Source organism: Halobacteriovorax sp. YZS-3-1 (assembly GCF_047084945.1).
In the GTDB taxonomy this organism is placed as follows: Bacteria; Bdellovibrionota; Bacteriovoracia; order Bacteriovoracales; family Bacteriovoracaceae; genus Halobacteriovorax_A; species Halobacteriovorax_A vibrionivorans.
The window spans coordinates 295,456-319,373 of record NZ_JBKIYI010000002.1 but is presented as its reverse complement, the minus strand read 5'-3'; the positions used below and the strand labels follow the sequence as shown (position 1 = coordinate 319,373).

Sequence of the window (23,918 nt, the reverse complement as noted above, 5' to 3'; positions counted from 1 at the left end):
ACTATGAAAAATACATTCTATGCAACAACAGCTATCGACTACCCAAATGGGCGTCCTCATATCGGACATGCTTATGAGAAGATTGTAACTGACTCATACGCACGTTGGAATAGACTCCTTGGAAAAGATGTTTACTTCCTAACTGGAACAGATGAAAACGGACAAAAGCTTATTGAGTCGGCCAAGGATGCAGGTCTTGATACACTTGAATTCGTTAATAAGAATGTCGAAGTTTTTAAAGACCTTTGTACAAGAGCAAATATTAGTCATGACGACTTCATCAGAACAACTGAGAAGCGTCATGAAGATTCATGTGTTGAACTTTGGAAGAAACTTGAAGAGAAGGGATTAATTTACCACGGGCACTACTCTGGTAATTACTGTCTTTCTTGTGAGTCTTTTTACACTGAAGCACAAGCACCTGATGGAAACTGCCCTGAGCACCACAAGCCACTTGAACTCAAAGAAGAAGAAGGCTTCTTCTTTAAACTGAGTGAATACCAAAAATGGATTATCGATCACCTAAAAGCGAACCCTGATTTTATTGTTCCAGGTGCACGCTATAAAGAAATTCTTTCTCGCCTTGAAAATGACGATCTAAGAGACCTTGCTATTTCACGTCCAAGCCAAGGATGGGGTGTAAAGGTTCCGGGTAATGATAACTTTGTTATGTATACTTGGTTTGATGCTCTTATCAATTACTACTCTGCTCTTGATTCAGATCAAAAAGAAAAGTTCTGGCCAGCAGATATGCACGTTATTGGTAAAGATATCCTTTGGTTCCATTCAGTAATTTGGCCATGTATGCTAAAAGCCGCAGACCTTCCTCTTCCAAAACAAGTATATGTTCACGGAATGGTACTTGCTGAAGATGGAAAGAAAATGAGTAAGTCTCTTGGAAATGTTGTTGATCCATTTGAGATGCTTGAAAAATATCCAACGGATACTTTCCGCTATTATATGCTAAAAAATATTTCATCATCTGGTGATGGAAAATTCTCTGAACAAGAATTAGTTGATAAGCACAATACTGAGCTTGCAAATGACTATGGAAATCTTTTAATGAGAGTTATCAAACTAGGTCTAAAGAGCTTTCCTGATAAAGTCTACACGCCAGAAGGTGTGGCCCAAGAAATCGATGCTCTTCCATATTTTGAGCGTGCTAAGGAGTTCATGGATAAGCGTGAGCACAACAAGGCCATTGATGCGATTTGGGACCTTATCGTTAGCCTTAATCAATACGTAAATGATAAAGAGCCTTGGAAGCATAAGAAAGATGAAGCGGCATTTGCTCCAATCGCTTATAACTGTTTCTACGGTATGGCAGCAGCATCATATATGCTTCAGGCCTTCCTTCCAGAGTGTACGAAAACAGCTCTTGAATATATTGGTTCAAGTGCTCTTGGAACTGAACTTATGGAATTTGGGGCCGCAACTTATACGCCTCAGCCACCGGAAGCTTTATTTCCAAAAGTAGAACTTAAATAACAGCGGCATCTTAGCGAAGCTAAGATTTGACGCTGTTATAGCTCCCCTACACTTTAGCTAGAAAACAATTTCAACAAGCCTGCGTTTATGCAGGCTTAGTTGCCTCAGGAGCAATGGGAAAGTCAAAGTATATGAAAAAAGAAAATCAGCAAATAAAATATAAATAAAGTTACGGAGTGCACTCGTTCACAACATCATCATCAGAGTAGAAGAGCACGCGCCCAATTTTAGAATCTGTCTCAATAATATTCCTGATATCGTCAGTGATATTTATATGCGGAGAAATTTTATCATTTTCAACTGTTGCTCTAATTGTTCCAAAGTTATTTAAGATAAGCTCATTATCCACAACGTCATAGGTCTGAGTAAAAGAAGTTGAATATATACTTTGATCAATATTTGAAGGAAAAGGATATTCGCTATAACTTAAGTCATAGGTTTTAGTTTGGCGATATAATGTAATAAGAACTTGGGCAACAAAACGATCTCCAGCAACATCCTCTGTAATTAAACCTGTAAAGGACATGGCCTTATGCTTACGAGTATTAGCTGAACATTTGCCAACAGACTCCATATGAAAAGCTTCTTCAACAGAAAGATTCTCTAGTGGATTTAACTTTGTTCCTACAACATAGTCATTTTCACCGCATGAAAATAGAATTAGTATCAGTAGACTTAAAGAAATAACACTCTTCAAAAAAACGCTCCATAATTTAGTTTACTAAATTGTAGAACGTTTAAATCGTTAATAAAAGATGTTTATTAAGAACGTCTTAAGAAAGCATCAACTCTCTAAAATGCCTAATCTAATAACAAGGAACTTCAATATTAAAGTCACCCCATTTCTTTATTCGATATCTCTTCATGTCAAATCGGCCAGAGCCTGGAACATTTCTCGTATGTTCGCCATCAATAATCACATTTCTATTTTTATCCCGTGCATGTAAGTAGAGCACTCCATTCTTCGTTTGAAAAAACCTTATGGTTTCACCTGGTTTAAGCGTATAAAAACCTTTCGCTTCCCAGCTATCGGTTTTGTGATCCTTATAATCAAATGCAATTAAAGCCTCTTTTGATGAACAATTATTTTTAATCAAAACATTAATGATACTTTCATGCTTCATTTCTTTTGAAACCCATTTTTCGATAAAGTCATTATCTTCACTAAATGTTCCGGAGAAAATGGCCTGTGCAATTTTCCCTCTTTCATCTGTTAGAAATGATCCGTAATTTACGCTCTTATATTTATCTTCTCCAGTTATCACACCATGTATATATGAGTTGCCATACTTTTCAGAGTAGACAAGAATTGGTGAACCACTTTGGCCACTTATTACATCACAATAAATATCAAGACGTTTGTCACTTGCTTGCTCAATATCACAATTCTCTTGGAAGTATTGTTGACCATCAGGCTTATCACCTGGATAACCTATCGTTAGAGTTTTTCCATCTGGTAAACTAGACCTACCCCAATAACCGGCAGTACCAACTCTTTTTCCGGCACTTCTTCCCTGAGAGTCTAGACCTAGCTTCATAATAGCAATATCTTCATCTGGATAATGTGAAATATTTGAGTAATCTTTTGGATAATAAACTCTCTCAATTGGAAATCGACCGTACTTTGGTTTATTTTTATTTGTTAGACCAGGGTAGAAAAATGAGTTTTGTAAAAGATCTTCTGTCTCTGCTTTAAAGGCACAATGAGCGGCAGTTATAATATAGCTATCATTAATTAGAGTCCCTGAACACGTATTTACTGTCGCAACACCTGTACTTGGATTAACAATCTCAGTCCTAATCTGCCCAACTTTTTTAACAATTTCTTTATTTAAGCGACCAGTTGTTTCAGCGCGATCATCACTACCAATAATTTGATTAGAGCTTTCTACATTCACTTCTTTACTAGAAGCGACCTCGCTATTTTGGCATGAGATGAAATTAAATAAGATCAATGACGTATAAATTAACTGCTTTCCAGTAAACATTCGCTCCTCTCTATTCTAATAAATCAATATATTTATTTTAATAAAAAAGAGTGTTTCTATCCTTTTAATTGGAAGTTTTATAGAGGATGTTTATTTCATGTACAGCCTGAAAAGACAGTGTTTTCAGTAACTTAGAAGAAAAAGGCTTCCTATGGAAGCCTTCTTATATTAATCATTATCGTATTGATTTGAGCAATTCATATAGATTGGTAAATGGTCGCTAATAACTTCTTTTAAGTAATTATAATAAGTCTTATCAAAAAGCTGTGAATCGATAACTCGATCGTAAAACTCTTTTTGACTTTCTTCCATGTCAAATCTTGGAACTAGCTTATTATTTTTTACCGTTAGCTTATTTTGAATTGAGCGAGTGTAATTATCCACAAGATTTTCAACCTTCTCGCGGCCACCTGCTTTAAGGCGATACATTTCGACATCTCTTGTTTGAGATTGGTATTTTGCATTTGAGCGTACAAGGTAGCGTCGATTAATTAACTTTGAGAAGTCACCTTCAATAAAGTTAAAGATCTTTGCAGTATTGCTACCTTTGCAATTTCTTGTTTCATTAGGATCAAAAAGAAAGTGATCATAATTACTTTTTGTTCCATGAGTGATTGTTCCATCAGATAATGACTTACCTAAGGCCATTGAAGTTGCACCTTCAATTTTTAGCTCCAACCCTCTAAAGTCATTAAAGAAAGTTTCCCAGTAATCATTTGTACTCTCAAGATTAAAGTCACCAAGAATAATATAATCTTGCTCATAGTAACTCTTCTTTAAGTACTCAACTAGTTCGGCCATAAGTCTAACTTCAGCAAAGCGTGCAAATTTTAACTGAGTTACCCCTGGACCAATATCTTTATAATCTTCTACACCATAAACATTTCGTAGAATTTTCTTTTGAAGATCTTCATCTGAAGGCGTGTTGTGAATAACGTGAGTTGATAAAAGAGTGAAGTCAAATTCACCTGATTCAAACGTTGCAAGAAATGGCCTTCTTGAGAAAAGTCCATCGACATCACGGCCAAAAGTCTTTTCATCTAAGACTGGTAGACAGCCGTACTTTCCGTTTCTTCCATACTTATCACGACAATATTGTGTAGCCTTTAAATCAACAACACTACTACGATAGTAGAACCCTGTTAATTCTTTAACAGTCGAGTTCTCGCTTCCTTCCTGCTTTCCAGAAAGTACAAGAGACCAAGACGCATCAAGTTTTTGTAGCTCTTTTAAAACTTCAATATATCCAGGAAAATCAAATTGTTCACGAATAAGAGCAAGTTCATTTCTCGTTACACTTGCAGAAAGATCAGCTCCTTGCTCAGTCATCTGAGCAAGACGAGAAGTATAGTACTCAACGATACCTTCATTATGCCTCTTACTTAGGCCATTATTAGAAGTTAATTCAACTGCTGCAACAACATCCCAGTGGTCAATAATTTGAGCAACAAGTTGGTGGTCTTTGTATTCAGTTTGAGTAGCACCTGGCTTGAAAAGATTAAAGGCTGCAATTCTTACTTGATTATATTTAGATTTAACTTTTGAGCGGCTGTATTTACCAACAAATTTAGAGTAGATCTGGTACTCAGATTGACACTCTACTTCACCAACATTTCCATCAAGAAAGACCTTCAATTGGCGACAAGTTTCAATTTCCGATTCAGTTGCACCATCAAGCTCTGCATGAACAAGATTTGGCAATAAAAAAGTAGATAAAACTAATACCCTAAATAAGTTTACCATAATACTCTCCCCCGAGTGAGCTAGCATTGTACCCAAGTCATTTTCTTAATTCAAGCCTTGTGAAGACTTGTAAGGTACCGAAACTAAAGTGTTTTTTATCATTTTTTTCGCCTTAGCATATGCGTCAAGCTAAATATCTGAGTAAAAATAGCCGATAAAGATCTTAGATATATCTTGATGGGGGAATTGATGAAAGTATCAACGAGAATTTACACGCTTATTATGGCCCTAATGCTTACGAGCACTTCGGCTTACGCTTCTGTTTTTAGTCTAATTGAAGCGACTGGCGAAGGACTAAATCAACTACTTTTAAAAAGCGGTGTTTTAGACTCTGAAGTTAGAAGTGTCGTAACTAAAAATCTCGATCTTGCAATGAAAGACCTGTCTCATACAGGAAAAAAAGAGGACTTTAGCTTTAATACTTTAAAGATGATGGTTAAAGGCTCTCAAGATAAGGCCAGGCTACAAAAAGTTAGTGAAGTCTTTGCCAAAGAAAACCCAGAAGCAAAAGAGCTAAAAGAAGCTATTAATAGCTTTGTCTATCTGTCTCAAAGATATGGATACAAAAAAAGCGCTATTCTATCATGTGCACCATGTGTGAATAAGAATCTATCTGATAATGGCTTCGACTTTGTTCTTTCTGAAATGAAAGATGAAAGTTCGGCGAGAATCTTTAAAGTTATGTCTCGATATAACTCACCTGCAAAGGTTCAAAGACAGTTATATTCTCAAGTAAAAAATGAAGGATGGTCTGCCCGTGTGCCAATGCTTAACCCTACAGATGAAGAGGCCCTATTATATTTCTTAACGGCCCAAAAGTATGGTTCGTCTGCACAAAAAGAGCTGATCTCAGCAATCAAAGAAGTATCAGTTAGTAATGGGAAGGTAGATCTTTTTAGTAATTTTAACGGACATAAGTTCTATTCATTTCTATCAAGTGGTTTTAGTGACAACGAAATGACAGAACTAGCTCGTATTCTAAAAGCGACAGCAGAAGAGATGAAAGAGTCTAAAAAAGGTACTATGGATGCTTTCTATGACGTTCTTCAAAAAGAAGCTGATGAAGCAAGAACGCCAGCAGCTCGTCAAAAGAAGCTAGCGTTACTTGAATATTTACGCGATGATGCAAAATGTTTTAAAAAGTAATTTCTAAAATAACTCGACGCTACCTAAAGCTCCATTATCTTTAATTTGTAGGATTTTGAGGGCATTAAGGTAGCGTTGTAAACTTCCAATATTACTCTCTTCAATCGTATCTCTCATAACTTTATATGCTAATCCTGTGAACTCTGGTGACTTGAATAATCCTTCAACATCAGCACTCGCCCATAGGTAGCGAGATAATGCATTCTCAACTTCTCCACTTGGAGAATATAGAATTCTATTAAGTTCAGAAAAGATTTGCTCAGGACTAAGTCCGTCAAAGCTAACACCATGCTTATTCATAAATTGAATAATAGCGCGATCACTTTCGAGGTTATTATAGATTCCAGAGATTGCCTTTTCTTTAACTTTAGCAATCATCTTTTCCACTTCAGCTACTTCCTTCTTACTCATCTTAGGAAGAGCCTCTAGTACTGAAACTTCAAGTCCACGATATAAATCACCTACTGTCTCGGCCATTAGAACTCTTTTAAGACCAAGTGTTTCTCTTGCAGTTCTTCTTGCCACTTCAGAAGTAAGCCTAGCTCTAGCTGTAAAGATCTTTCTCATTAAAACACCTTCACCGATTGCAGAGATTACTGGAACTCTTCTTCCAAAGAACCCACCAGTGTGAGGTGCCCCTTGAACTAAGAGATATGGAAAGTCTCTCTTTCTAAGAGGTATTTTAATAAAGATATCAGTAAGAGTGTCTGCATTCTTAGAGATATATTCTACTAGCTCACCTTCTGGTAATCTTTGTAACTCATCATAGATTCTTAAAAACTCTCGACGGCTTTTTGCAAGGTTAGCTGTATTTTCATTCCATGCATGCACAATCCAGTTAGTCCCTTTTAGATACTTACCTTCTGCTGCTTTTCTTAAGCGAAGTCTTGCTCTAGCTGCTTTTGAAGAATTTCTAAACATCGACTTATTCAGCCTTTTTACATAGCTACTCATGTAATGTCTCAATTCAAGAGGACTTCCGTTAAATAGTTTTGCAACAGTTTGTCCAAGAGCTCTATCCACATCAGCATAGCCTAGATCGACAACAACATCACTTGTGTAACGATAGATTCCACCATTAGATTTTGTAATGGCCTCTTCAACACTATTTACGATATTGCGAATACCTTTATTATAAGTAGACTTTGATAATCTTCCTGCTTTATAGCTTTCTTCAATTTTATTCATCTTCTTAAGTGTTGCTTCAACAAATTCTTCATCTAGATCTAAGTTCTTTAAGTTGTATGCAACTTCATCCATTGTCTTTGCAGAAAGCATATTCTTAAATACATCACGATATTTTTTAAGACCTAAAACAAGCTTAGCAAACTCAACTTCTGATTCATTTACGATAACTGAAGCATCTTTACCTGATTGCTTTAGTGATTCTTTAATTCCTAACTTTGAACGGTTTCTAACGATTGATTTTAAAGACTCTTTAAAAATCTTCGATCCTACAGATATACTTCTCGTTAGAATTGAGATCATTGAAATTGTACCAATTACTTCAAATGCAACGGCCATCCATCCTTTTGCTACATTTTCAGCAGCATTTGAATCAGTGAATCCAAGGTCGGCCATCTCACCAACATAGTCCTCACTACGATCTGCTCTACGCTTTGCTTTTGTTTCTAGTCTGATTGCATTTGCCTGCATTCCAAAACCAACAGTTCCAACTCCTGCAATAGCAATTCCACATAGTCCACCAGTTAAAACAGTACATGATCCAGCTGCTAGAACGGCCCCCATTCCAAGAAGGAATCCAAAAACACCATTAAACATTGCCCATTTTTCATCACTATTCCAGTCTCCCATACGATCCATTAGTTCTTTAGGAACTGCTGGGATTCCAAGAAGCTGATTAAGCTGATCTTGAACTTTAACTGTCGCATAAAAGTTTTCTTTTAAACTATCAACATCATCTTCTTCGATTTGACAGAAACGATTAAGCTTACGATATGTCTCTTGTTGACGCTCAAGTGCCGATCTTTTCAAAATATCTTTATAAACTGGAGTCTTTAGATCCATATTTAGTTTTAAAAAACTATGTACTAATTCGTAGTCATCAAAGATATCGATAGTATGTGGACGAGATTCAAATATAGCTTTTCTTTCCTCGTGAGACTTTGCTGCAAGAATTTCTTTAAAGAATGCGACTTTTTCAACATCTTCTTCTAAAAGACGATTATCGATATCTTCTTGTGTTTGATATAGTAAGCGACCCTCAACTGCCTTATGTGCAGCATCTTCAATTTGAGAACGCTCTATTGTAACTTTGTTTGATAGTCCTTCAATTGCTTCATATGCTTTCTTACCTGAGTGTAATTCAGCAGTCATAATCTGAGTTGTATCTTTATTATATTCATCAAAGATATCATTCCATAATTTCTTATACTCATCTTTGTCTAGATTTCTCGTTAAGAAGTTTGGTGTTATCACCTTATCGGCCATAAGTACTTTAGCTGCCTCATCTAGGTTTTCGATATACTTCTTCATGTTATTGTTAAAACATCTATAATCATAATCAACACGCATCCCACGTGATGTTTTTCTCATTGTCTTAACTCGACCATTCTTAATACTCTCAAGTTCCTCTCTTGCAATTAAGTAACCTAAACGTACTTTTGCAAGTGGATTAAGGGCCTGCATTTGAGCAATAAGATAATCGTATTCATTAGTTATAAGTTCTGGAAATACTCTGGCAGTCGATCTTAGATAGTTAAAGATCTTGGCTAAAACCTGATAGCTTTCTTTTGTCTTTGACTGATCTAGACGTGAAACTGGAATATACTTACCATCAATCTTAAGAGTCTCAATATATTCAGCAACTCTTTTTAAAATATTAGTCTGTCTTGAAACACCTTTACATAGATTTCCTGGTTTTCTGTAGCAGTAACCAACCATCATCATATTATGGCGTGATCCTATTTCGAAGTTTTTATCATCTAAGAGCTCTACTGCTTTATCATGAAGAGTATTTAATCCCCAGTTTCTATATCCCTCATTTGCGTAAAGTGATGGGAAGTCTACAATGATTGTATTAGACTTTAGCTGAGACTTTACATTCTCACTTATGATGTCTTCAATTTTCTCAGTTCTAGCCTGGGCCATTTTCGAAGCGATATATGGAGATGCATTAATTGCTGATGGATAAATCTGCTCAACATACTTTTGATCTCCTTCAAAAATATCAACCTCAATTGTCTTATTTTCTGGAACAGATCCCGTAATATCCTTAAATAGAGCGATATCTTTAGTTGTAACATCTTTTGAAGTACGTGCTCTTCCCTTATGAGAATAAACCTTTTTCATATATACAGAAGATACTTCAGGCATCTTCATTTTCATAAATTTCTCATATGCTAAAGCTTCATCAAAACCAGCTTTTAAGCTTCTACGATAGAAGTCCTTAGCTTCCTTACCTTTAGCTGCTCTTAAAAAGTTCTCAATAGATGTAGATGAAACCATTGTTTCGGCCATTGGATTTAGCTGCTGAGCTTCTTTGACACTCATTAGTTCAAGATTCATCTCATCATAAGCAAGTCCAGAATTCTTAATTAGATTATCAAGGTATGTCTTAGCTACAGATTCATCTACTTTTAGCTCTAGTAGATGAGGCCAATCACCGTTAACCTTATTACGACAACTCTTTGGAATAACAACATGATTCTCTTTTGACTCAATCATGATGTCATAATTTCTAATTTGTGTTGCCATCATTTGAATTGTTAAAATACGAAGTGCTCTAAGATAGTTCTTACCACTTGGAGATTCATTAATAATTACGATATCTCTTTTAAAGTTTTGAAAAGTATCAAGTTCTAAAGTTACATCACTTCCTTCAAAGTTTACTTTAAAAAAGATCTTATCTTTCATTTCTCCATTAACAAGAAAACTATATAGTTCTGTCTCTTCTTCAATGAAGTCTGTCGTCAACTTTGGTAGGATAGTATTGATATCAATACTACTCATATTGATAAAAGGAGTTAATGAAACCTTTACATCATGTAGACCTTTTACAAATGAATCGTTGTAAGCAAGAAGTAATTCTTCTTTATCAGCATAAGCTTCATTCGTTTCATTAATAAAGTCTTCTACCTTTGCTTTAAAAGACTTTGCTCTTTCAAAATATTGAATTGCTTTTCTTGCATATCCTTGAATATAACGTTTTTGGCTACGATTTGGAGAATCACCAACTTCGATTTCAGAAATTACTTTTGAGATATCAGTAAAAAGGCTCTTACCTCTTCCCTCATCTTCTTTTTTCTCTTCAGGTCTTTCTTCTTGGATATAATCCCTTACTCCACAAGAATTCTTCTTTAAAGAACCAAGAAACGTAATGAAGTCATTCTCTTCACCAGTCTCACCTTGTGACTCATTATCATTTTGCATTCTAAAGGCTTGCTCATAGGCCGATAGCTCTTCTTCAGAAAGTTCAGACGAGATATTCCCTCTAAGTTCTTTCTTTACCTGGGCAAGCTGCGCTTTAAGATCTTCTAAATCGATATAGCTAGCAATTTGTCTCGTATTTTCAATAGTTTGAGCAAATGCCATCTGAAATGAACAAAGAGAAATAATAAGGAATGTCACAAGTCTTTTAAATACCATGGGTATATAAGAGCAATATGAGTGCCAAAATCTCTTTAGGGAATGGACATAATTTCAAGTAGATACGATTGAAGAAGTGTTCAAACTCTGAACACTGTGTAGCTATATTGCTTCATTGAGTGCAAAGTACATCGTAAAGACATCTTCACGCCCGTAGGCCATATCAATTCGCATATTTAGGTTTTGTTTTGGTAGAACCTTATAGCGAATCCCCCCACCAATATGAGCAAGAGGATCAGAATCAAATAGGTCTGAAGAAATATCATTTCCAACACGAGAGCGGCCTCCAAAAACAAAGCCAACTCCAGCAAATCCCGCTAATCCAAAGCGAGAGGATAGAATACTTTTAAAATAATACTTATACTCTCCTTCAAAACGTAGCATATTTGCACCTTCAAACACCTTACCTGTGTATCCTCTTGGGCCACGGGAACCAAAATTATAATTGTAGTTAGGATTCGTATCACCAAGGTTGAAGCTTGAGTCATATATCCATGAGAATAAATGCCCATTGTCTGAGAGAGAGAAGTATTGAGAAAATGAAGCGTCGATCGTTGTTATATTATCATCTCCTCCTAGATCCTTGCGATAAAAACTAGTTCTTGTATTTAAGAAGAAACCATCTGTAGGAGAGAAAGTATTATCTCTAGTGTCATAGAATAAGTTAAACTTAAAGCCAGTATTTGAAGTACCTAGAGGAACACTTCCTTCAGATGTAAAAATGACCTCATTCCAAACTGCTCCAAAGCCTATAAATAATTTCTTCCAAACCCTTCTATTTACGTTTACAAGAACGGCCCGAATTTCATTTGAAGTATCAATAAATCGATCTAATTGTACTTTAAACATCTCGCTTAGAATATCACCCTCAAAGTATCCCCCGATATTCTCCATAAATCAGGGCCTAGAAATAATTGTGTACCAACGGCACCCATGGCCGAATCATTTGTTGTTACTTTTGCGAATGCACCAAGTATAGAGGGAGGTACGTTCACATCTTGATTTTTATATTTTCCACTATTGGCATCAAAGAGATACATTCCGATTAAGCTGAGTCCTAGCTTGGTGCTAGGCATATATGAAGGGCCAGGAACAAGTACAAAATTTCCTTTTTGTGAATCATTGCTCACTTTTTCAATGACCTTTTGTGCACGTTGCGATTCTTGAGCAAAAGTCATAGAATTGAGAATAAGTAAAAAGAAAATACAATACTGTAATTTCATGTGAGTAGACCTATGTTGAAAATAATATCTTTAATTCTTATGACGAGCACTTCTATCTATGGAAATGATATCAGTTTTTACAAAAGCATCTTTCCTAAGATTTCTAAAGTTAAGAAAATTAAAGTTGAAGATAAAATCAGTGAGAACCCTATTAATACGACTATTCAGGTCGCTTTTAATAAAGAGGGTAAAAAACTTGGTTTCATAAGAGAAGTAAATACAACAACAGGATGTAATAGCGCATGCCTTCCTGTTATTTTCACACTATTTTACAATACTAAGTATGAGTTTTTAAAATTAAAATCTAAAGCTGGTTTAACAAAGAAACTCCATAGGCCAATGACAGAAGATGATATTAATCGCCTTCACCTATTACTTGGAATCAATCCACCAATTTTCAAGACCGTTAAGCATCCAACAGATATGACAGATGCTCTAACAGGAGCAACAAAGCCACAATATGTTGATGCCGTCGTAAAAGAGGCCGCTTATTCCACTTTAAGAATTAACACTTACAATCAGGATACAATTTCTCAACTAAAAAAGCTGGCGTTATGAATTTAACTTAGCATTAAATAAAAAGGGAGCTAGTAGCTCCCTTTCTTTACTATTGACCTCTTAGGTCTTTTCTTAAAATTTTTCCAACATTTGATTTTGGAAGTTCATCTCTAAACTCAATGAACTTTGGTCTCTTGTAACCCGTTAAGTTCTCTTTACAGAATGCCATTAACTCTTCCTCAGTAAGAGACTGATCGTTTTTAACAACAAAGAGTTTAACAACCTCACCCGACTTTTCATTTGGTACACCAACAGCTGCACATTCAAATACTTTAGGATGAGTAACGATAATTTCTTCTACTTCATTTGGATAAACATTGAATCCTGAAACAAGAATCATATCTTTTTTACGATCAACAATTTTGAAGAAACCTTCTTCATTCATAACACCAATGTCACCAGTCTTAAAGTATCCATCAGTAGTCATAACTTTAGCTGTCTCTTCTGGACGTCCCCAGTAACCCTTCATAACTTGTGGACCTTTAATACAGATCTCACCAACTTCACCTGCATTTAAAGTATTTCCATCGTCATCTTTAATACATGCATCAGTTGATGAAACAGGAAGACCAATCATTCCATTGTAATCTTTAAGGTCCATCGGATTAATACATGCTGCTGGAGAAGTTTCAGTTAGTCCATAAGCTTCGATTAGAGGAGTCTTAGTAACTTCCTTCCATCTTTCAGCAACTGCACGTTGAACGGCCATACCACCACCAAGAGTTAACTTTAGGTGAGAGAAGTCGACTGTTTTAAAGTCTTCATTATTTAAAAGTCCGTTAAAAAGAGTATTTACTCCAGTAAGTGCAGTGAAGTTCCACTTCTTTAATTCTTTTACGAAACCAGGAATATCTCTTGGGTTAGTAATTAAAACATTTAATGCTCCAATCTTTGAGAATGTGAAGCAGTTAGCTGTTAATGAGAAGATATGATAAAGCGGAAGAGGTGTAATAATAATCTCTTTTCCTTCTTCAACTACTGGAGAAATCCACTCACCTGCTTGGCAAAGGTTTGCCACAATATTTCTGTGAGTTAGTTCTGCACCTTTTGATACACCAGTCGTTCCACCTGTATATTGTAGAAAAGCTAGGTCAGAATTAATGATCTCAGGTCTTTTGTACTTAGACTCGTCACCTTTATCAAGGGCCTCAAGAAATGACTTAGCACCTGGAAGATCCCAAGATGGAACCATTTTCTTAACATGCTTAATAACAAAATTAACTAGAAGTGATTTTGGAAATTTAAGCATATCACCAATTTGAGTTACAAGTACGTGCTCAATTGGAGTATTCTTAACAACTTCTGCAAGTACAGATGCTGAGTTTTCAAATATAATAATCACTTTTGATTGTGAATCAGTTAACTGATGCTCAAGCTCTCTTGCTGTATAAAGTGGGTTTACATTTACACAAACCATACCTGCGCGAAGAATACCAAATAGAGCAACTGGATATTGAAGAATATTTGGCATCATGATGGCAACGCGATCACCCTTTTGAAGACCAAGATCATTTTGTAGGTATGAAGCAAACTTCTTCGATAAGTGATCAATTTCACCATACGTAAGAGTTTTACCCATACAATGAAATGATGGCTTCGAAGCAAACTTCTTAAAACTCTCTTCTAATAAAGAAGGAATTGAAGCGTACGATTCAGGATTAATTTCTTCAGCTACACCATCTTGATAGTGTTTTAACCAAGGCTTTGTCACAGCAAAACTCCATTTGTTAATAATTAATAATTTTAAAGTACATTTTATTGTATTTTAATTTTTAGCTACTTACAATAAGCATTCTGTGCGCGCGTTGCATTATCTCATACATATTCACAAAAGTTCTTGAAGTAATAAATTTTATTCGATATAAGAATGACCGTTTTGCAAAACACCACACACACATTAGGCCCCCTGAATTAGGGGCCTTATCTTTAAACCAAGCCTATGAATGACGGAAAGAAAGATTTCTATATAAATAAAGACGGAAACACTGTCTTTACTGAAGAGTTTCACTTACGTCGTGGCTACTGCTGTGAAAGTGGCTGCCTTCACTGCCCTTATGGCTTTAATGACAAGCATGATAGCGCTAAAAGTGACGTCCCTCACGAGCTTCGTCGCCAGACAGAGATCACAGAAGTCTCAGATGAAGAGATGGCCGAATACTACCTAAATAGCATCGAAAAAATTGAAGAAGCTGAATAAACTTTAGACAGATGTCTGAAAAAATCACAAAACCACCTAGCTAATCACCTGAAATTATAGACATTCATCTTGGCATCCTCTGTGCATTATAAATAGTGTTTTAAACTTGGAGGAAAAATGAAATTACTAAGCATTCTCGCACTTACACTAATTCTAGGTCAGTCTACAATGGCAGCAAAGCCAGAGATTAACTTTAAGTGTTCTTCAAAACGCAAGAATATTGAATTTCAAATTAAGAACAACCTTATTAAGACTGAAGGTCGTATGCCGGCCCAATCAATTACTGGTCGCACTAGCAAGGTTGGAAACTCTGTTACGAATCACTACTCTATGGGTGGTCAGAAGTTTCAAATTCACTTTGATGACATCACTGATTCAAACGAAATGAATACTTATATTTCAATTAGAACTGATAAAGGTCACGAGGTAACTTATCCACTAAATTGTGAGGCTTTATAAAAGATTAAACCTGCTTAACAACTAGTACTTGTGAGTCTGTCGTTGCCTTCAAGATGGCAGACTCAATATCTTTTAATACGGCCGTCTGATATTTTGACAATGAGGTTCCATCAATCTCACACTCTCCATCTAAAACTACAACAGAACTAATTCCATTTAATGAAAGAACACTTTCATCATTGGCCTTTAAGATTTTTAAACGGGCATTAAAATATTTATTACTTGTAAGTAGTCCACTTTCCTCTAGGTTTTTATATTGGAAGTGCTCTGGGATATTCTTTTCAAGTTCAAAATTAATAACATCCATGGCCTTTTTCACATGAAGCTCTCTTGGATTTCCATCAAGTCCTACTCGATTCCAATCCCACACTCGATAAGTGACTCCAGAGTTTTGTTGAACCTCAACAAGAGTTACACCACTTCCAATAGCATGGATTGATCCAGCAGGGATATTAAAGAAGTCACCTTTTCTAACGTTATGAAAATTTAAAAGTTCATTAACGTCTTCATTATTTTCAATGGCCGTTTGTAATCTTTCTTTAGTGACACCGTCTTTTAAGCCGAGATAAATCCCAGCATCATCTTGTGCCTCTAAGATATACCAACACTCATCTTTTCCTAGAGCATCTTCATGGATGTGAGCATATTCATTATCGGGATGTACTTGAATAGATAAATTCTGAGCAGTGTCGATAAATTTAATAAGATAAGTTAATTCTTTGCCTTCCAGATCATCTTTTAAACTACGACCTGATTCACAATGAGAAAGTCCATTTTCGAGAGTCGAGACTTCCCAAGTCTCACCTAATGGGCCATCAAAGGACTCGCCTTCTTGAAGCTTAAACTTTTTTAACTTTTCACCACCCCAAACTGTGGTCACTAAATGTGGAAGCTGCTTTAAAATCATATAGATATCCTACCAACACTACCTTAACTATGCTAGCTTTACCTTTATTAATAAGGTTTAAATATACGCGTCAGACTTTTTGTCGATATGATAAATCATGGCAAAAAAGCTCTCAAACCGTATGGAAATTCCAATTATAACTCTTCCCAATATTGTGTTTTTTCCGGGGACATCCCTTCCTCTATATGTTGTAGATGAAATCTTTCAGGATATATTTGAAGAGGCAACTTGTGCTGGAAATCCTATTGGAATCTCCCTTGCAATGGAGAAGGATTTTGAAACATACTTCTCTTATCCTTGTGAAATTCTAGGTTACGGAAAACCTCTTATGATTGAGAGAGTCGATGGTAATACCTTAAAAGTATTAATGCGATGTACGGGAAAGTGCCAAGTTAATTATCCCACCCAATCTAGTCCCTACCCTGTCTACAATGTAACGGTATTAGAGGATGAGCATTCTATTATGGGAAATATTGACGACTTTTATCGCCTTGAAAATATTCTCTTTAGCTGGCTTGATGTTAATATCACTGATGATCGAGACCGCGACCACTTTATTGAGACTCTTAAAACCCCACACCAAATCATTAACTATGTTTCAACGTTTATAATAAAAAGTCGTATTCTCAGGCAGATGTTACTTGAACAAAAAAGCATTAATGATCAGATCAAAATCCTAAATTCATTAATAACTGATGAGCACAGCTTTCAAGAAGACCCTATCGTGGCCCAAGCATATAAAGAATTTATTAGTGAAAAACTTCAACTCAAACAGGCAAATTAAATTATCTTTCTTAAACTAGAACTAAAAGAATATTTAATAAGGCCATCGCACTTGCTGTAAAAAATGAGAGAGTAAAATTATCATCGATCTTAGTTGAAAGTAATTCAATAATAGCGGTAGCTACTCCCGTAAAGAAAGCAAAGATGACAATTTTTAGACTGAGAGGAAAATAGAGCATCCCATATGTTGCCACAACTAAGAACGTCATAATAAAACACGCATACGATCCCTCAAATGTACGATCTTCTAAAACCTTCCTCTTTCCATAACGTATTCCTACAAATGAAGAGGCTGGATCAGCTAGAGAAAGAATAATCGTTGCCAATAAAGCAATCTGTTCATCAAAAGCAAGAAAAGAAAGACCTATTCCCAACAGAAATAGTGGTGTTCCAGTAAAGCCGTTAACTTCAGAATCTCTTAAAACACTGCGACATGCATTCACAAATACTTGATTCAGACCGTCAAATTTCAGACGCAAAATTTCGATCAAAGTGAAAAGAGCACTTGCTCCCAAAACAATATAAGAAAATAAAAGAGAATCAATATTTGTCAGAAGATAAATAAGGACTATTCCTAGTCCTGAAATGATGTGGACTAATTTTCTTAATATATGTGGTTCAAACTTACTTGGGAACCGATAAATACTTTCCATTCATTAAATATATAATTTTAGAAAAATAAAATAAAGACCTTTTCGAGGCTTTTTAATTTTGGCTATAATGAAGAAAACTTAAGTAGCGATACAAGGATGTATTTTGAACAACTTAAATAATACACATAATAATTCTAATTCTCACCTAGCAGATGCTGGTAAGTACTTAGGTGCATCAAATAACGGAAAGAAGATTTGGGCCATTGGTGGTGGTAAAGGTGGCGTAGGAAAAAGTCTTGTGACGTCAAACCTTTCAATTTGCCTTGCACTAATGGGGATGAAAGTCATTGCCATTGATATGGATCTCGGGGGAGCAAACCTCCACACTTGCCTTGGTGTCAGTGTTCCATCCAAGACTCTTAGTGACTATTTCACAAAACCAAATACAAAATTATCTGATTTAATCACACCGACTCCATTAGAAAACTTAAGCCTAATCAGTGGTGCACAAGATAATCTTGGTATGGCAAATCTAAAAGCCGCTCATAAGTCAAAGGTTCTTAACGACCTGCGTGAACTTGATGCAGACTATATTCTACTGGATCTTGGAGCTGGAACGACAAATAATACTCTCGACTTCTTCTTAGGAGCCGATGAAGGAATTCTTGTGACTCTGCCAGAGCCAACTTCAATTGAGAATACTTATCGTTTTATAAAATCTATTTACCATAGAAAACTTCAATCAGTTGATGACTTCTTAGAGCTTGGTCCATTGATTGATAAGGTAATGAACGGAAAAGTTGGCGAAAATCGCAAGCCATCAGAGATTATAGAAAAGGCCATGCAAATCAATGAGCAACAAGGCCTAAAGCTAAAAAGAGAGATAGAAAGTATCACTCCAAAGCTCATAATTAACCAAGCTAGAACCCAAGCAGACATTGATATTGGGTTTGCCATGAGAATTATCTCAAAAAAATATTTTGGTATTAATTTAGATTACGTTGGCTTCCTTGAATACGATGCGACAGTATGGCAAAGTGTTAAGAAGAAAAAGCCACTTATACTTGAGTTCCCGAACTCATCACTTGTTAAGAATTTTGAGCATGTAATCAATCGTATTCTTAACCTGACAAAGAAGATGGTATAAAAATGACAACTGAAAAGAATTACTATGAAGTATTAGAAGTAGCACCAAATGCTTCAGCAGACGAGATTTTCAAAGCCTACACAACTGCTAAAACCGCTTATAGTGGAGATAGTATTGCACTCTATTCACTTCTATCTGAAGAAGAGGCCCATAAGGTTCTTGAGCTTATCGAAGAGGCTTATAATATTTTAAGTAATCCAACAAAGAGAAAGAAATATAATCAAGCTCGAGGAATTGTTGTGGAAGATGAAACAAACTTCATGGCCACATCAAAGCCAAAAGAAGAAAAAGAGACTGAAAGTCAGGTCATGAGTCAGATGAATAAGCTTGTGGCAAAGAAGCGTTACGGTCTTGAATACGAGCAAGATACAGAATTTGAAAAAGAAATTGAGCAATGTTCTGAATATACCGGCGAATTCTTAAAAAGAGTTAGAGAATACAAGAAAGTTGATATTGCTCGTCTTGCAGATATGACTAAGATTTCTAAAACTTACCTTCAATATATTGAAAATGAAGATGTTGAGAAAATGCCAGCGATAGTCTATGTCAGAGGATTTGTTTATCAATACGCTAAGGTTTTAAAATTAAACCCAGACCTTGTTGCCAACTCTTATCTGCAAAGAATTAAGGCCCTCAAAGAAGCAAAGTAATCTATGAGTGATCAGGCCAATTCTTTTGTTATAACAGTTACACAAGAAGACCATGATGAGTTTAGTCGTCTCGATCAAGTTCTCGCATCAAAATTAGAGCAATCAAGAAGCTTTCTTAAAGAACTATATAAGAAAGGCGCTATTACATCTGAAACAAAGATTGAGTTAAAGAAGATGCCTCCTGTTGGAACACAAGTTCATGTAGACGTTCCACCTCCTCGAGAATCAACTGCAAAAGCAGAAGATATTCCATTAAAGATTCTCTTTGAAGATGAGCATCTGGCAATCGTTGTAAAACCTGTTGGAATGGTTACCCATCCTGCCCCAGGAAATTATACAGGAACTCTTGTTAATGCGATCCTCCACCATTGCAAAGATATTCAAGGTGTCGGCGATGAAAAACGCCCAGGGATCGTTCATCGTCTAGATAAGGGAACAAGTGGTGTAATGGTTGTGGCAAAGACACAAAAGTGTCATGAAGGATTGGTTAATTTATTTCAGGCCCATGATATCGATCGCTACTATGAGGCAATCAGTATAAGTACGAAGCTTCCGCCAGAAGGAAGGCTTGAATCAACTATCGGTCGCCATCCTAATAATCGCCTTAAGATGGCCGTTGATGTTCGCAATGGAAAAAAGGCCGTAACAAATTTTAAAGTACTAAAATATTACCAAAATCTAAGTCATGTGGAATTAAAGCTTGAAACTGGACGCACACATCAAATCCGCGTTCACTTAAGTCAGCTTTTAAACGGTCATATTCTAATGGACCCTCTTTATGGGGTACCAAAGAACGACTTAAAGAAAGTTGATACTCGTCTTAGAGCAATTATTAAGGATTACGAGCATCCATTCCTCCACGCAAAAATCTTAGGCTTTGTACATCCAATCACAAAAGAGAAGCTCTACTTTGAAGAGCCACCACCTCCAGTCTTCCAAGAAGTGCTGGATTTTTTGGAGTCTGAATCATAATGACCAATCGACTTTATCAAAAACAAATCGGTGAATATCTCTTTGAAACCTATGACGATAGACCTGAATTTGAATTTGATGAAGTAAAGCAGATTCACTCTTCGGTCATCGCAAAATCACCAACAAATGAAGAAATCGAAGCAGATGGCCTCATTAGTTCACTCACCTTAGTTACTCCTTTGGCCATTAAAACTGCCGACTGCCTTCCTATTGTCGTTATTGGTGAGCTGGGAGTAGCAAATCTTCATGCCGGATGGCGTGGGCTGGCCCAAGGTATCGTTATCAGTGATGAAATCAAGGCACTTAGGCCACATACTTTTCTCATTGGCCCTCATATAAGTGCTAAGAATTACGAAGTTAGTGAAGAATTTAAACAAAACTTTCCTAATTCAAATGCCTTTAAGATGATAGAAGGCAGCCTGTGCTTTGATATGCAGCAAGAAGTCGAGGATCAAATTAGAAAAAACTTTATGAGTGCTCAAGTCATTTGTGCCAATATATGCACATTTGCAAATCTCAACTATAATAGTTTTAGAAGAAATCAAACAACTAAGAGAAATTACAATATTTTAAAAAGGAATTAAAATATGAATGACAGTTTTTTAAACAAATTAAGCTTTAATAAAAAGATCCTATTCTTTGTAACGGGTCTTGTTATGTTTGTCTTATCAATCTATCTGACAAACCACTTCTACCAAGTAAAATTCCCAACAGGGTTTGGGGCCGCATCAGCTTGTAATATCAATTCATTCTTAACTTGTGATGCTGCGACTCTTTCTCCTCTTTCAAATATTGCAGGAGTTCCAATTTCAATATTCGGTATCATTATCGGTGCCATGATTATGTTCTTTTACATGGTTAATAAGAAGCAAGCAGAAGGTGGACTCTTCATTCTTCTTCTACTTAATGGAATTGGTTGTCTCGTTCTCTTCATCTACTCTCTTGTAATGCTTGGAACTTTATGTCCATTCTGTACACTCTACTATATCGCCTCATGGACAGCTCTCTATATGATGTATAAGAACGATGCTTCTCGTGACTTTGATGTGAAATTCTTTGGAATAGCTATTCTATGTATGGTTATTAGTGGAGCTATTGCTTATAGCTTTACTAGCTCAAAAACAAAGAAGTCTTCAGCAAGAAGTGCTCAAATTGTAACAATGTTTAAAGCGCTAAAGAGTATGGGAAATCCAACGAACCCTTCTCCATATCGCCTAGCTTCAGCAACTGAAAAATTTGAAGATGCACCTATTCAATTATCTGTATTTTCAGACTTTCAATGTCCAGCATGTAACGCTCTAAACCTAGTACTGCCTAAGATTGAAGAGAAGTATCACGGTAAGATCAATATTCAATACTTCTTCTACCCACTTGACCACAACTGTAACGATGGAATGCAAGGACCACTTCACCAATTAGCATGTCAGGCCGCTTACCTAGCAAGTTGTTCAGGAGAAGAGAAGTTTAAGTCAGTTCATGATGAGATTTTTGAAAATCAACAAAACCTTTCTCAAACATGGATTGATGAAAGAGCAAAAGAGCTTGGTGTTACTGAATGTATGGCAAAGCCTGAAACTAAGCAGCTTGTTGTTGATATGATCAATCAGGCCAATACTTTCAATGTACAATCAACTCCAACTCAGTTAATTAATGGTGTAAAGATTGAAGGTGTTAGACCTTTAAGTGACTACACTGCGATCATGGATCACCTTTTAGAGAAAGCTAAAAACTAAGTATGAGTAAAAAGAAAAAAGAAAAAATTATTCCTAAATATACAGTGGGTCCAATTGAGACCCACTGTCATCTCGACTACCTTAAAGGCCAAGAGTTAATTGATACATTAGAAAAGTGCCAAGAATATGGTGTTGACCAAATTGTGACGATTGCTGTTTCTCCTAGCAACTTAAGTAAGGTCAGAGAATTAACAGAGAATAATATTGTCTTTGGAACTCAAGGGATCCACCCACACGAGGCCAAAGAGATTACACCTGATACATACGAAGAAATAAAAGCAAATATCTCCCATGAGAAAATCGTTGCAGTTGGTGAAATTGGACTTGATTACTACTACGAATTCTCAGATCCCAAAATTCAAAAAGAAGCATTTGAAAAACAATTACAAATTGCTGTTGATAGTGACATGCCAGTTGTTATTCATACTCGTGAAGCAGATGAAGACACAAAGGCCATTTTAAAAAACTTTTCTCAAACCTTGAAAAGAAAGGGCGTAATTCACTCCTTTACGTCGAGTAAAGAATTAGCTGAGTTTTGTCTCTCAGAAGGTTTTAACATTGGATTTAATGGTATTGTAACTTTTAAGAACGCTCAGAATGTTAGAGATGTTTTAGATATTGTTCCACTAGAGAAACTTCTTCTTGAAACAGACTCTCCTTATTTAACTCCTGTCCCATTTAGAGGACGAGAGAATGCTCCATTCTACTTACCTTGTGTTGCTGACTACATTGCAAAACACAAAGACATAGATGCTCAAGAATTAATTGAAATTGCAAATAAGAATGCCAAAGAATTATTCTATAAATTGACTTAAGAAATCATTTGAAATTCCATTTGCACAACGAAGAATTTCATCCTCATCTTTTAAATGGAAGCACTTACTTTCGATACGATACTCTCTGTCACATAAAGAATCAGTAAACTCATCCTCAACACCGGCTACATCATTTATCCAACATGCGGCATGATAAGTTAATGCATATAAGGTGGCATACTTTCCTTCAGCACAAAAGCCGAGAGAAGCCGATACGATGGCAGCAATCTTTCTTTTACCGTTTACATCAACAAAGATTGGTCCCCCACTATCAACATAGCAAGTATCCGTTTCTTTATTTCTCATATCTAAATAATTAAATGAAGTTCCGTATACTGGAATTTGCGCCTTTCTCTTTTGTCCGTAGCTAACATCATCATGTATTTCTTCATAAGGAAGAAATCCCAACTCTCCTGTGTATCCATAACCAACAGCTGTTGTTAAATTTCCAGGACGAAGATAATTATAAACATCCACAGGATTTGTAAGCAACGAGTAGTAGCGAGGAATTCTAAGTGGGTTCCAAAGTTCTAAGATAGCAAGGTCTACAGTTCGCACATCTGCTAGGTTTTCAATTGGGCCACCTGGAAATTGAAATTTTACAGAAGGATGGATAAACGCTTTTTTAACTGAGTATTGTGCATTTAATTTATAATCTCTTGTATTAGATAAATCTTTACCGGCCCCCGTATACACCTTAATCGTATGGGCCTTTTTACTCTCTAAACAATGAGCTGCTGTAAGGATATGATTTTGAGAAAGTGCTACTCCAGTACAGAATGCTTTTCCTCTTCTAACGAGGGCCACTACACTTTCATAGTCTTTTGCACCAACTAGCTCTCCACCAACAATGGCAAAGCTAGATGCAGTAAAAATAAGATATGTTAAAACGACGCGAATAAGCATGA

22 protein-coding genes are annotated in these 23,918 nt (G+C 36.1%); 12 read left to right on the top strand and 10 right to left on the bottom strand.

The window, feature by feature from the left end; all coding sequences use genetic code 11:
* Nucleotides 1-3: 3 nt before the first annotated feature.
* Entirely contained in the window at nucleotides 4-1,488 is a 1,485-nt protein-coding gene (gene metG, locus ACMAZI_RS11485) for a methionine--tRNA ligase (protein ID WP_120404209.1), read from the top strand.
* 169 nt (nucleotides 1,489-1,657) lie between these two features.
* Here the strand turns inward: metG and ACMAZI_RS11480 are convergent, their stop codons facing one another.
* The 3 genes from ACMAZI_RS11480 to ACMAZI_RS11470 form a co-directional block, all read right to left on the bottom strand.
* Nucleotides 1,658-2,185 carry a hypothetical protein gene (locus tag ACMAZI_RS11480; protein WP_115361700.1) on the bottom strand — a complete coding sequence of 176 codons (528 nt, stop codon included), beginning with the start codon at nucleotides 2,183-2,185 and terminating at the stop codon, nucleotides 1,658-1,660.
* A gap of 109 nt (nucleotides 2,186-2,294) precedes the next feature.
* The gene (locus ACMAZI_RS11475) at nucleotides 2,295-3,476 is read right to left on the bottom strand and encodes a trypsin-like serine protease (RefSeq protein WP_412474120.1); all 1,182 of its coding nucleotides are present in this window, start codon (nucleotides 3,474-3,476) and stop codon (nucleotides 2,295-2,297) included.
* 168 nt (nucleotides 3,477-3,644) lie between these two features.
* A complete protein-coding gene (locus ACMAZI_RS11470; protein WP_115361704.1) occupies nucleotides 3,645-5,219 on the bottom strand; it encodes a hypothetical protein in 1,575 nt (524 codons plus the stop codon).
* A gap of 189 nt (nucleotides 5,220-5,408) precedes the next feature.
* On the opposite strand from ACMAZI_RS11470, the gene ACMAZI_RS11465 reads away from it, so the two are divergent.
* Nucleotides 5,409-6,365, top strand: coding sequence for a hypothetical protein (locus ACMAZI_RS11465; RefSeq protein ID WP_115361706.1), 957 nt, complete (start codon nucleotides 5,409-5,411; stop codon nucleotides 6,363-6,365).
* Between the two features lie 3 nt (nucleotides 6,366-6,368).
* Here ACMAZI_RS11465 and ACMAZI_RS11460 read toward each other — a convergent pair whose 3' ends face one another.
* The 3 genes from ACMAZI_RS11460 to ACMAZI_RS11450 form a co-directional block, all read right to left on the bottom strand.
* On the bottom strand, nucleotides 6,369-10,973 hold the full coding sequence (locus ACMAZI_RS11460; RefSeq protein ID WP_115361708.1) for a hypothetical protein: 4,605 nt from the start codon (nucleotides 10,971-10,973) through the stop codon (nucleotides 6,369-6,371).
* A 102-nt stretch (nucleotides 10,974-11,075) separates the two neighbouring features.
* Nucleotides 11,076-11,867, bottom strand: a complete 792-nt coding sequence (locus ACMAZI_RS11455; protein WP_412474119.1) for a BamA/TamA family outer membrane protein — start codon at nucleotides 11,865-11,867, stop codon at nucleotides 11,076-11,078.
* Nucleotides 11,828-12,196, bottom strand: a complete 369-nt coding sequence (locus ACMAZI_RS11450; RefSeq protein ID WP_412474118.1) for a hypothetical protein — start codon at nucleotides 12,194-12,196, stop codon at nucleotides 11,828-11,830. Before ACMAZI_RS11450 ends, ACMAZI_RS11455 begins: the two co-directional genes overlap by 40 nt.
* 12 nt (nucleotides 12,197-12,208) lie before the next feature.
* On the opposite strand from ACMAZI_RS11450, the gene ACMAZI_RS11445 reads away from it, so the two are divergent.
* Nucleotides 12,209-12,754 (top strand): hypothetical protein, encoded by a 546-nt coding sequence (locus ACMAZI_RS11445; RefSeq protein WP_135420499.1) that lies wholly within the window; start codon nucleotides 12,209-12,211, stop codon nucleotides 12,752-12,754.
* Nucleotides 12,755-12,803: 49 nt separating this feature from the next.
* Here ACMAZI_RS11445 and ACMAZI_RS11440 read toward each other — a convergent pair whose 3' ends face one another.
* A complete protein-coding gene (locus ACMAZI_RS11440) occupies nucleotides 12,804-14,465 on the bottom strand; it encodes a long-chain-fatty-acid--CoA ligase (protein ID WP_115361714.1) in 1,662 nt (553 codons plus the stop codon).
* Between the two features lie 228 nt (nucleotides 14,466-14,693).
* Between ACMAZI_RS11440 and ACMAZI_RS11435 the strand changes: the two genes are divergently transcribed.
* On the top strand, nucleotides 14,694-14,951 hold the full coding sequence (locus ACMAZI_RS11435; protein WP_115361716.1) for a DUF5522 domain-containing protein: 258 nt from the start codon (nucleotides 14,694-14,696) through the stop codon (nucleotides 14,949-14,951).
* A gap of 117 nt (nucleotides 14,952-15,068) precedes the next feature.
* Nucleotides 15,069-15,410, top strand: a complete 342-nt coding sequence (locus tag ACMAZI_RS11430; RefSeq protein ID WP_115361719.1) for a hypothetical protein — start codon at nucleotides 15,069-15,071, stop codon at nucleotides 15,408-15,410.
* Between the two features lie 4 nt (nucleotides 15,411-15,414).
* On the opposite strand, the gene ACMAZI_RS11425 is transcribed toward ACMAZI_RS11430, so the two are convergent.
* Complete coding sequence (locus ACMAZI_RS11425) at nucleotides 15,415-16,317, bottom strand: type I phosphomannose isomerase catalytic subunit (protein WP_115361721.1); 903 nt, start codon at nucleotides 16,315-16,317, stop codon at nucleotides 15,415-15,417.
* A 97-nt stretch (nucleotides 16,318-16,414) separates the two neighbouring features.
* Between ACMAZI_RS11425 and ACMAZI_RS11420 the strand changes: the two genes are divergently transcribed.
* Entirely contained in the window at nucleotides 16,415-17,101 is a 687-nt protein-coding gene (locus ACMAZI_RS11420) for an LON peptidase substrate-binding domain-containing protein (RefSeq protein WP_115361723.1), read from the top strand.
* A gap of 10 nt (nucleotides 17,102-17,111) precedes the next feature.
* On the opposite strand, the gene ACMAZI_RS11415 is transcribed toward ACMAZI_RS11420, so the two are convergent.
* Nucleotides 17,112-17,753, bottom strand: a complete 642-nt coding sequence (locus ACMAZI_RS11415; RefSeq protein WP_115361725.1) for a diacylglycerol/polyprenol kinase family protein — start codon at nucleotides 17,751-17,753, stop codon at nucleotides 17,112-17,114.
* 103 nt (nucleotides 17,754-17,856) lie between these two features.
* Between ACMAZI_RS11415 and ACMAZI_RS11410 the strand changes: the two genes are divergently transcribed.
* From ACMAZI_RS11410 to ACMAZI_RS11385, 6 genes are read left to right on the top strand one after another with little or no spacing between them, the layout of a single operon-like run.
* Complete coding sequence (locus ACMAZI_RS11410; RefSeq protein WP_158536863.1) at nucleotides 17,857-18,840, top strand: P-loop NTPase; 984 nt, start codon at nucleotides 17,857-17,859, stop codon at nucleotides 18,838-18,840.
* Between the two features lie 2 nt (nucleotides 18,841-18,842).
* Entirely contained in the window at nucleotides 18,843-19,490 is a 648-nt protein-coding gene (locus ACMAZI_RS11405) for a helix-turn-helix domain-containing protein (protein WP_115361729.1), read from the top strand.
* 3 nt (nucleotides 19,491-19,493) lie between these two features.
* Nucleotides 19,494-20,462 (top strand): RluA family pseudouridine synthase, encoded by a 969-nt coding sequence (locus tag ACMAZI_RS11400; RefSeq protein ID WP_412474117.1) that lies wholly within the window; start codon nucleotides 19,494-19,496, stop codon nucleotides 20,460-20,462.
* Nucleotides 20,462-21,046, top strand: coding sequence for a polyphenol oxidase family protein (locus tag ACMAZI_RS11395; RefSeq protein ID WP_412474116.1), 585 nt, complete (start codon nucleotides 20,462-20,464; stop codon nucleotides 21,044-21,046). Before ACMAZI_RS11400 ends, ACMAZI_RS11395 begins: the two co-directional genes overlap by 1 nt.
* A gap of 3 nt (nucleotides 21,047-21,049) precedes the next feature.
* A complete protein-coding gene (locus ACMAZI_RS11390; RefSeq protein ID WP_115361735.1) occupies nucleotides 21,050-22,195 on the top strand; it encodes a thioredoxin domain-containing protein in 1,146 nt (381 codons plus the stop codon).
* A 2-nt stretch (nucleotides 22,196-22,197) separates the two neighbouring features.
* Entirely contained in the window at nucleotides 22,198-23,010 is an 813-nt protein-coding gene (locus tag ACMAZI_RS11385) for a TatD family hydrolase (protein WP_334678839.1), read from the top strand.
* On the opposite strand, the gene ACMAZI_RS11380 is transcribed toward ACMAZI_RS11385, so the two are convergent.
* The gene (locus ACMAZI_RS11380; RefSeq protein WP_115361739.1) at nucleotides 22,990-23,916 is read right to left on the bottom strand and encodes a S1 family peptidase; all 927 of its coding nucleotides are present in this window, start codon (nucleotides 23,914-23,916) and stop codon (nucleotides 22,990-22,992) included. The two genes, ACMAZI_RS11385 and ACMAZI_RS11380, sit on opposite strands and share 21 nt — an antisense overlap.
* Nucleotides 23,917-23,918: the final 2 nt, after the last annotated feature.

Coding starts and splice junctions, on each gene's coding strand:
- ACMAZI_RS11395 (WP_412474116.1), top strand. CDS start 20,462: ATGACCAATCGACTTTATCAAAAACAAATCGGTGAATATCTCTTTGAA.
- ACMAZI_RS11435 (WP_115361716.1), top strand. CDS start 14,694: ATGAATGACGGAAAGAAAGATTTCTATATAAATAAAGACGGAAACACT.
- ACMAZI_RS11450 (WP_412474118.1), bottom strand. CDS start 12,196: ATGAAATTACAGTATTGTATTTTCTTTTTACTTATTCTCAATTCTATG.
- ACMAZI_RS11455 (WP_412474119.1), bottom strand. CDS start 11,867: ATGGAGAATATCGGGGGATACTTTGAGGGTGATATTCTAAGCGAGATG.
- ACMAZI_RS11405 (WP_115361729.1), top strand. CDS start 18,843: ATGACAACTGAAAAGAATTACTATGAAGTATTAGAAGTAGCACCAAAT.
- ACMAZI_RS11400 (WP_412474117.1), top strand. CDS start 19,494: ATGAGTGATCAGGCCAATTCTTTTGTTATAACAGTTACACAAGAAGAC.
- ACMAZI_RS11385 (WP_334678839.1), top strand. CDS start 22,198: ATGAGTAAAAAGAAAAAAGAAAAAATTATTCCTAAATATACAGTGGGT.
- ACMAZI_RS11430 (WP_115361719.1), top strand. CDS start 15,069: ATGAAATTACTAAGCATTCTCGCACTTACACTAATTCTAGGTCAGTCT.
- ACMAZI_RS11390 (WP_115361735.1), top strand. CDS start 21,050: ATGAATGACAGTTTTTTAAACAAATTAAGCTTTAATAAAAAGATCCTA.
- ACMAZI_RS11415 (WP_115361725.1), bottom strand. CDS start 17,753: ATGGAAAGTATTTATCGGTTCCCAAGTAAGTTTGAACCACATATATTA.
- ACMAZI_RS11460 (WP_115361708.1), bottom strand. CDS start 10,973: ATGGTATTTAAAAGACTTGTGACATTCCTTATTATTTCTCTTTGTTCA.
- ACMAZI_RS11465 (WP_115361706.1), top strand. CDS start 5,409: ATGAAAGTATCAACGAGAATTTACACGCTTATTATGGCCCTAATGCTT.
- metG (WP_120404209.1), top strand. CDS start 4: ATGAAAAATACATTCTATGCAACAACAGCTATCGACTACCCAAATGGG.
- ACMAZI_RS11475 (WP_412474120.1), bottom strand. CDS start 3,476: ATGTTTACTGGAAAGCAGTTAATTTATACGTCATTGATCTTATTTAAT.
- ACMAZI_RS11420 (WP_115361723.1), top strand. CDS start 16,415: ATGGCAAAAAAGCTCTCAAACCGTATGGAAATTCCAATTATAACTCTT.
- ACMAZI_RS11445 (WP_135420499.1), top strand. CDS start 12,209: ATGTTGAAAATAATATCTTTAATTCTTATGACGAGCACTTCTATCTAT.
- ACMAZI_RS11425 (WP_115361721.1), bottom strand. CDS start 16,317: ATGATTTTAAAGCAGCTTCCACATTTAGTGACCACAGTTTGGGGTGGT.
- ACMAZI_RS11380 (WP_115361739.1), bottom strand. CDS start 23,916: ATGCTTATTCGCGTCGTTTTAACATATCTTATTTTTACTGCATCTAGC.
- ACMAZI_RS11470 (WP_115361704.1), bottom strand. CDS start 5,219: ATGGTAAACTTATTTAGGGTATTAGTTTTATCTACTTTTTTATTGCCA.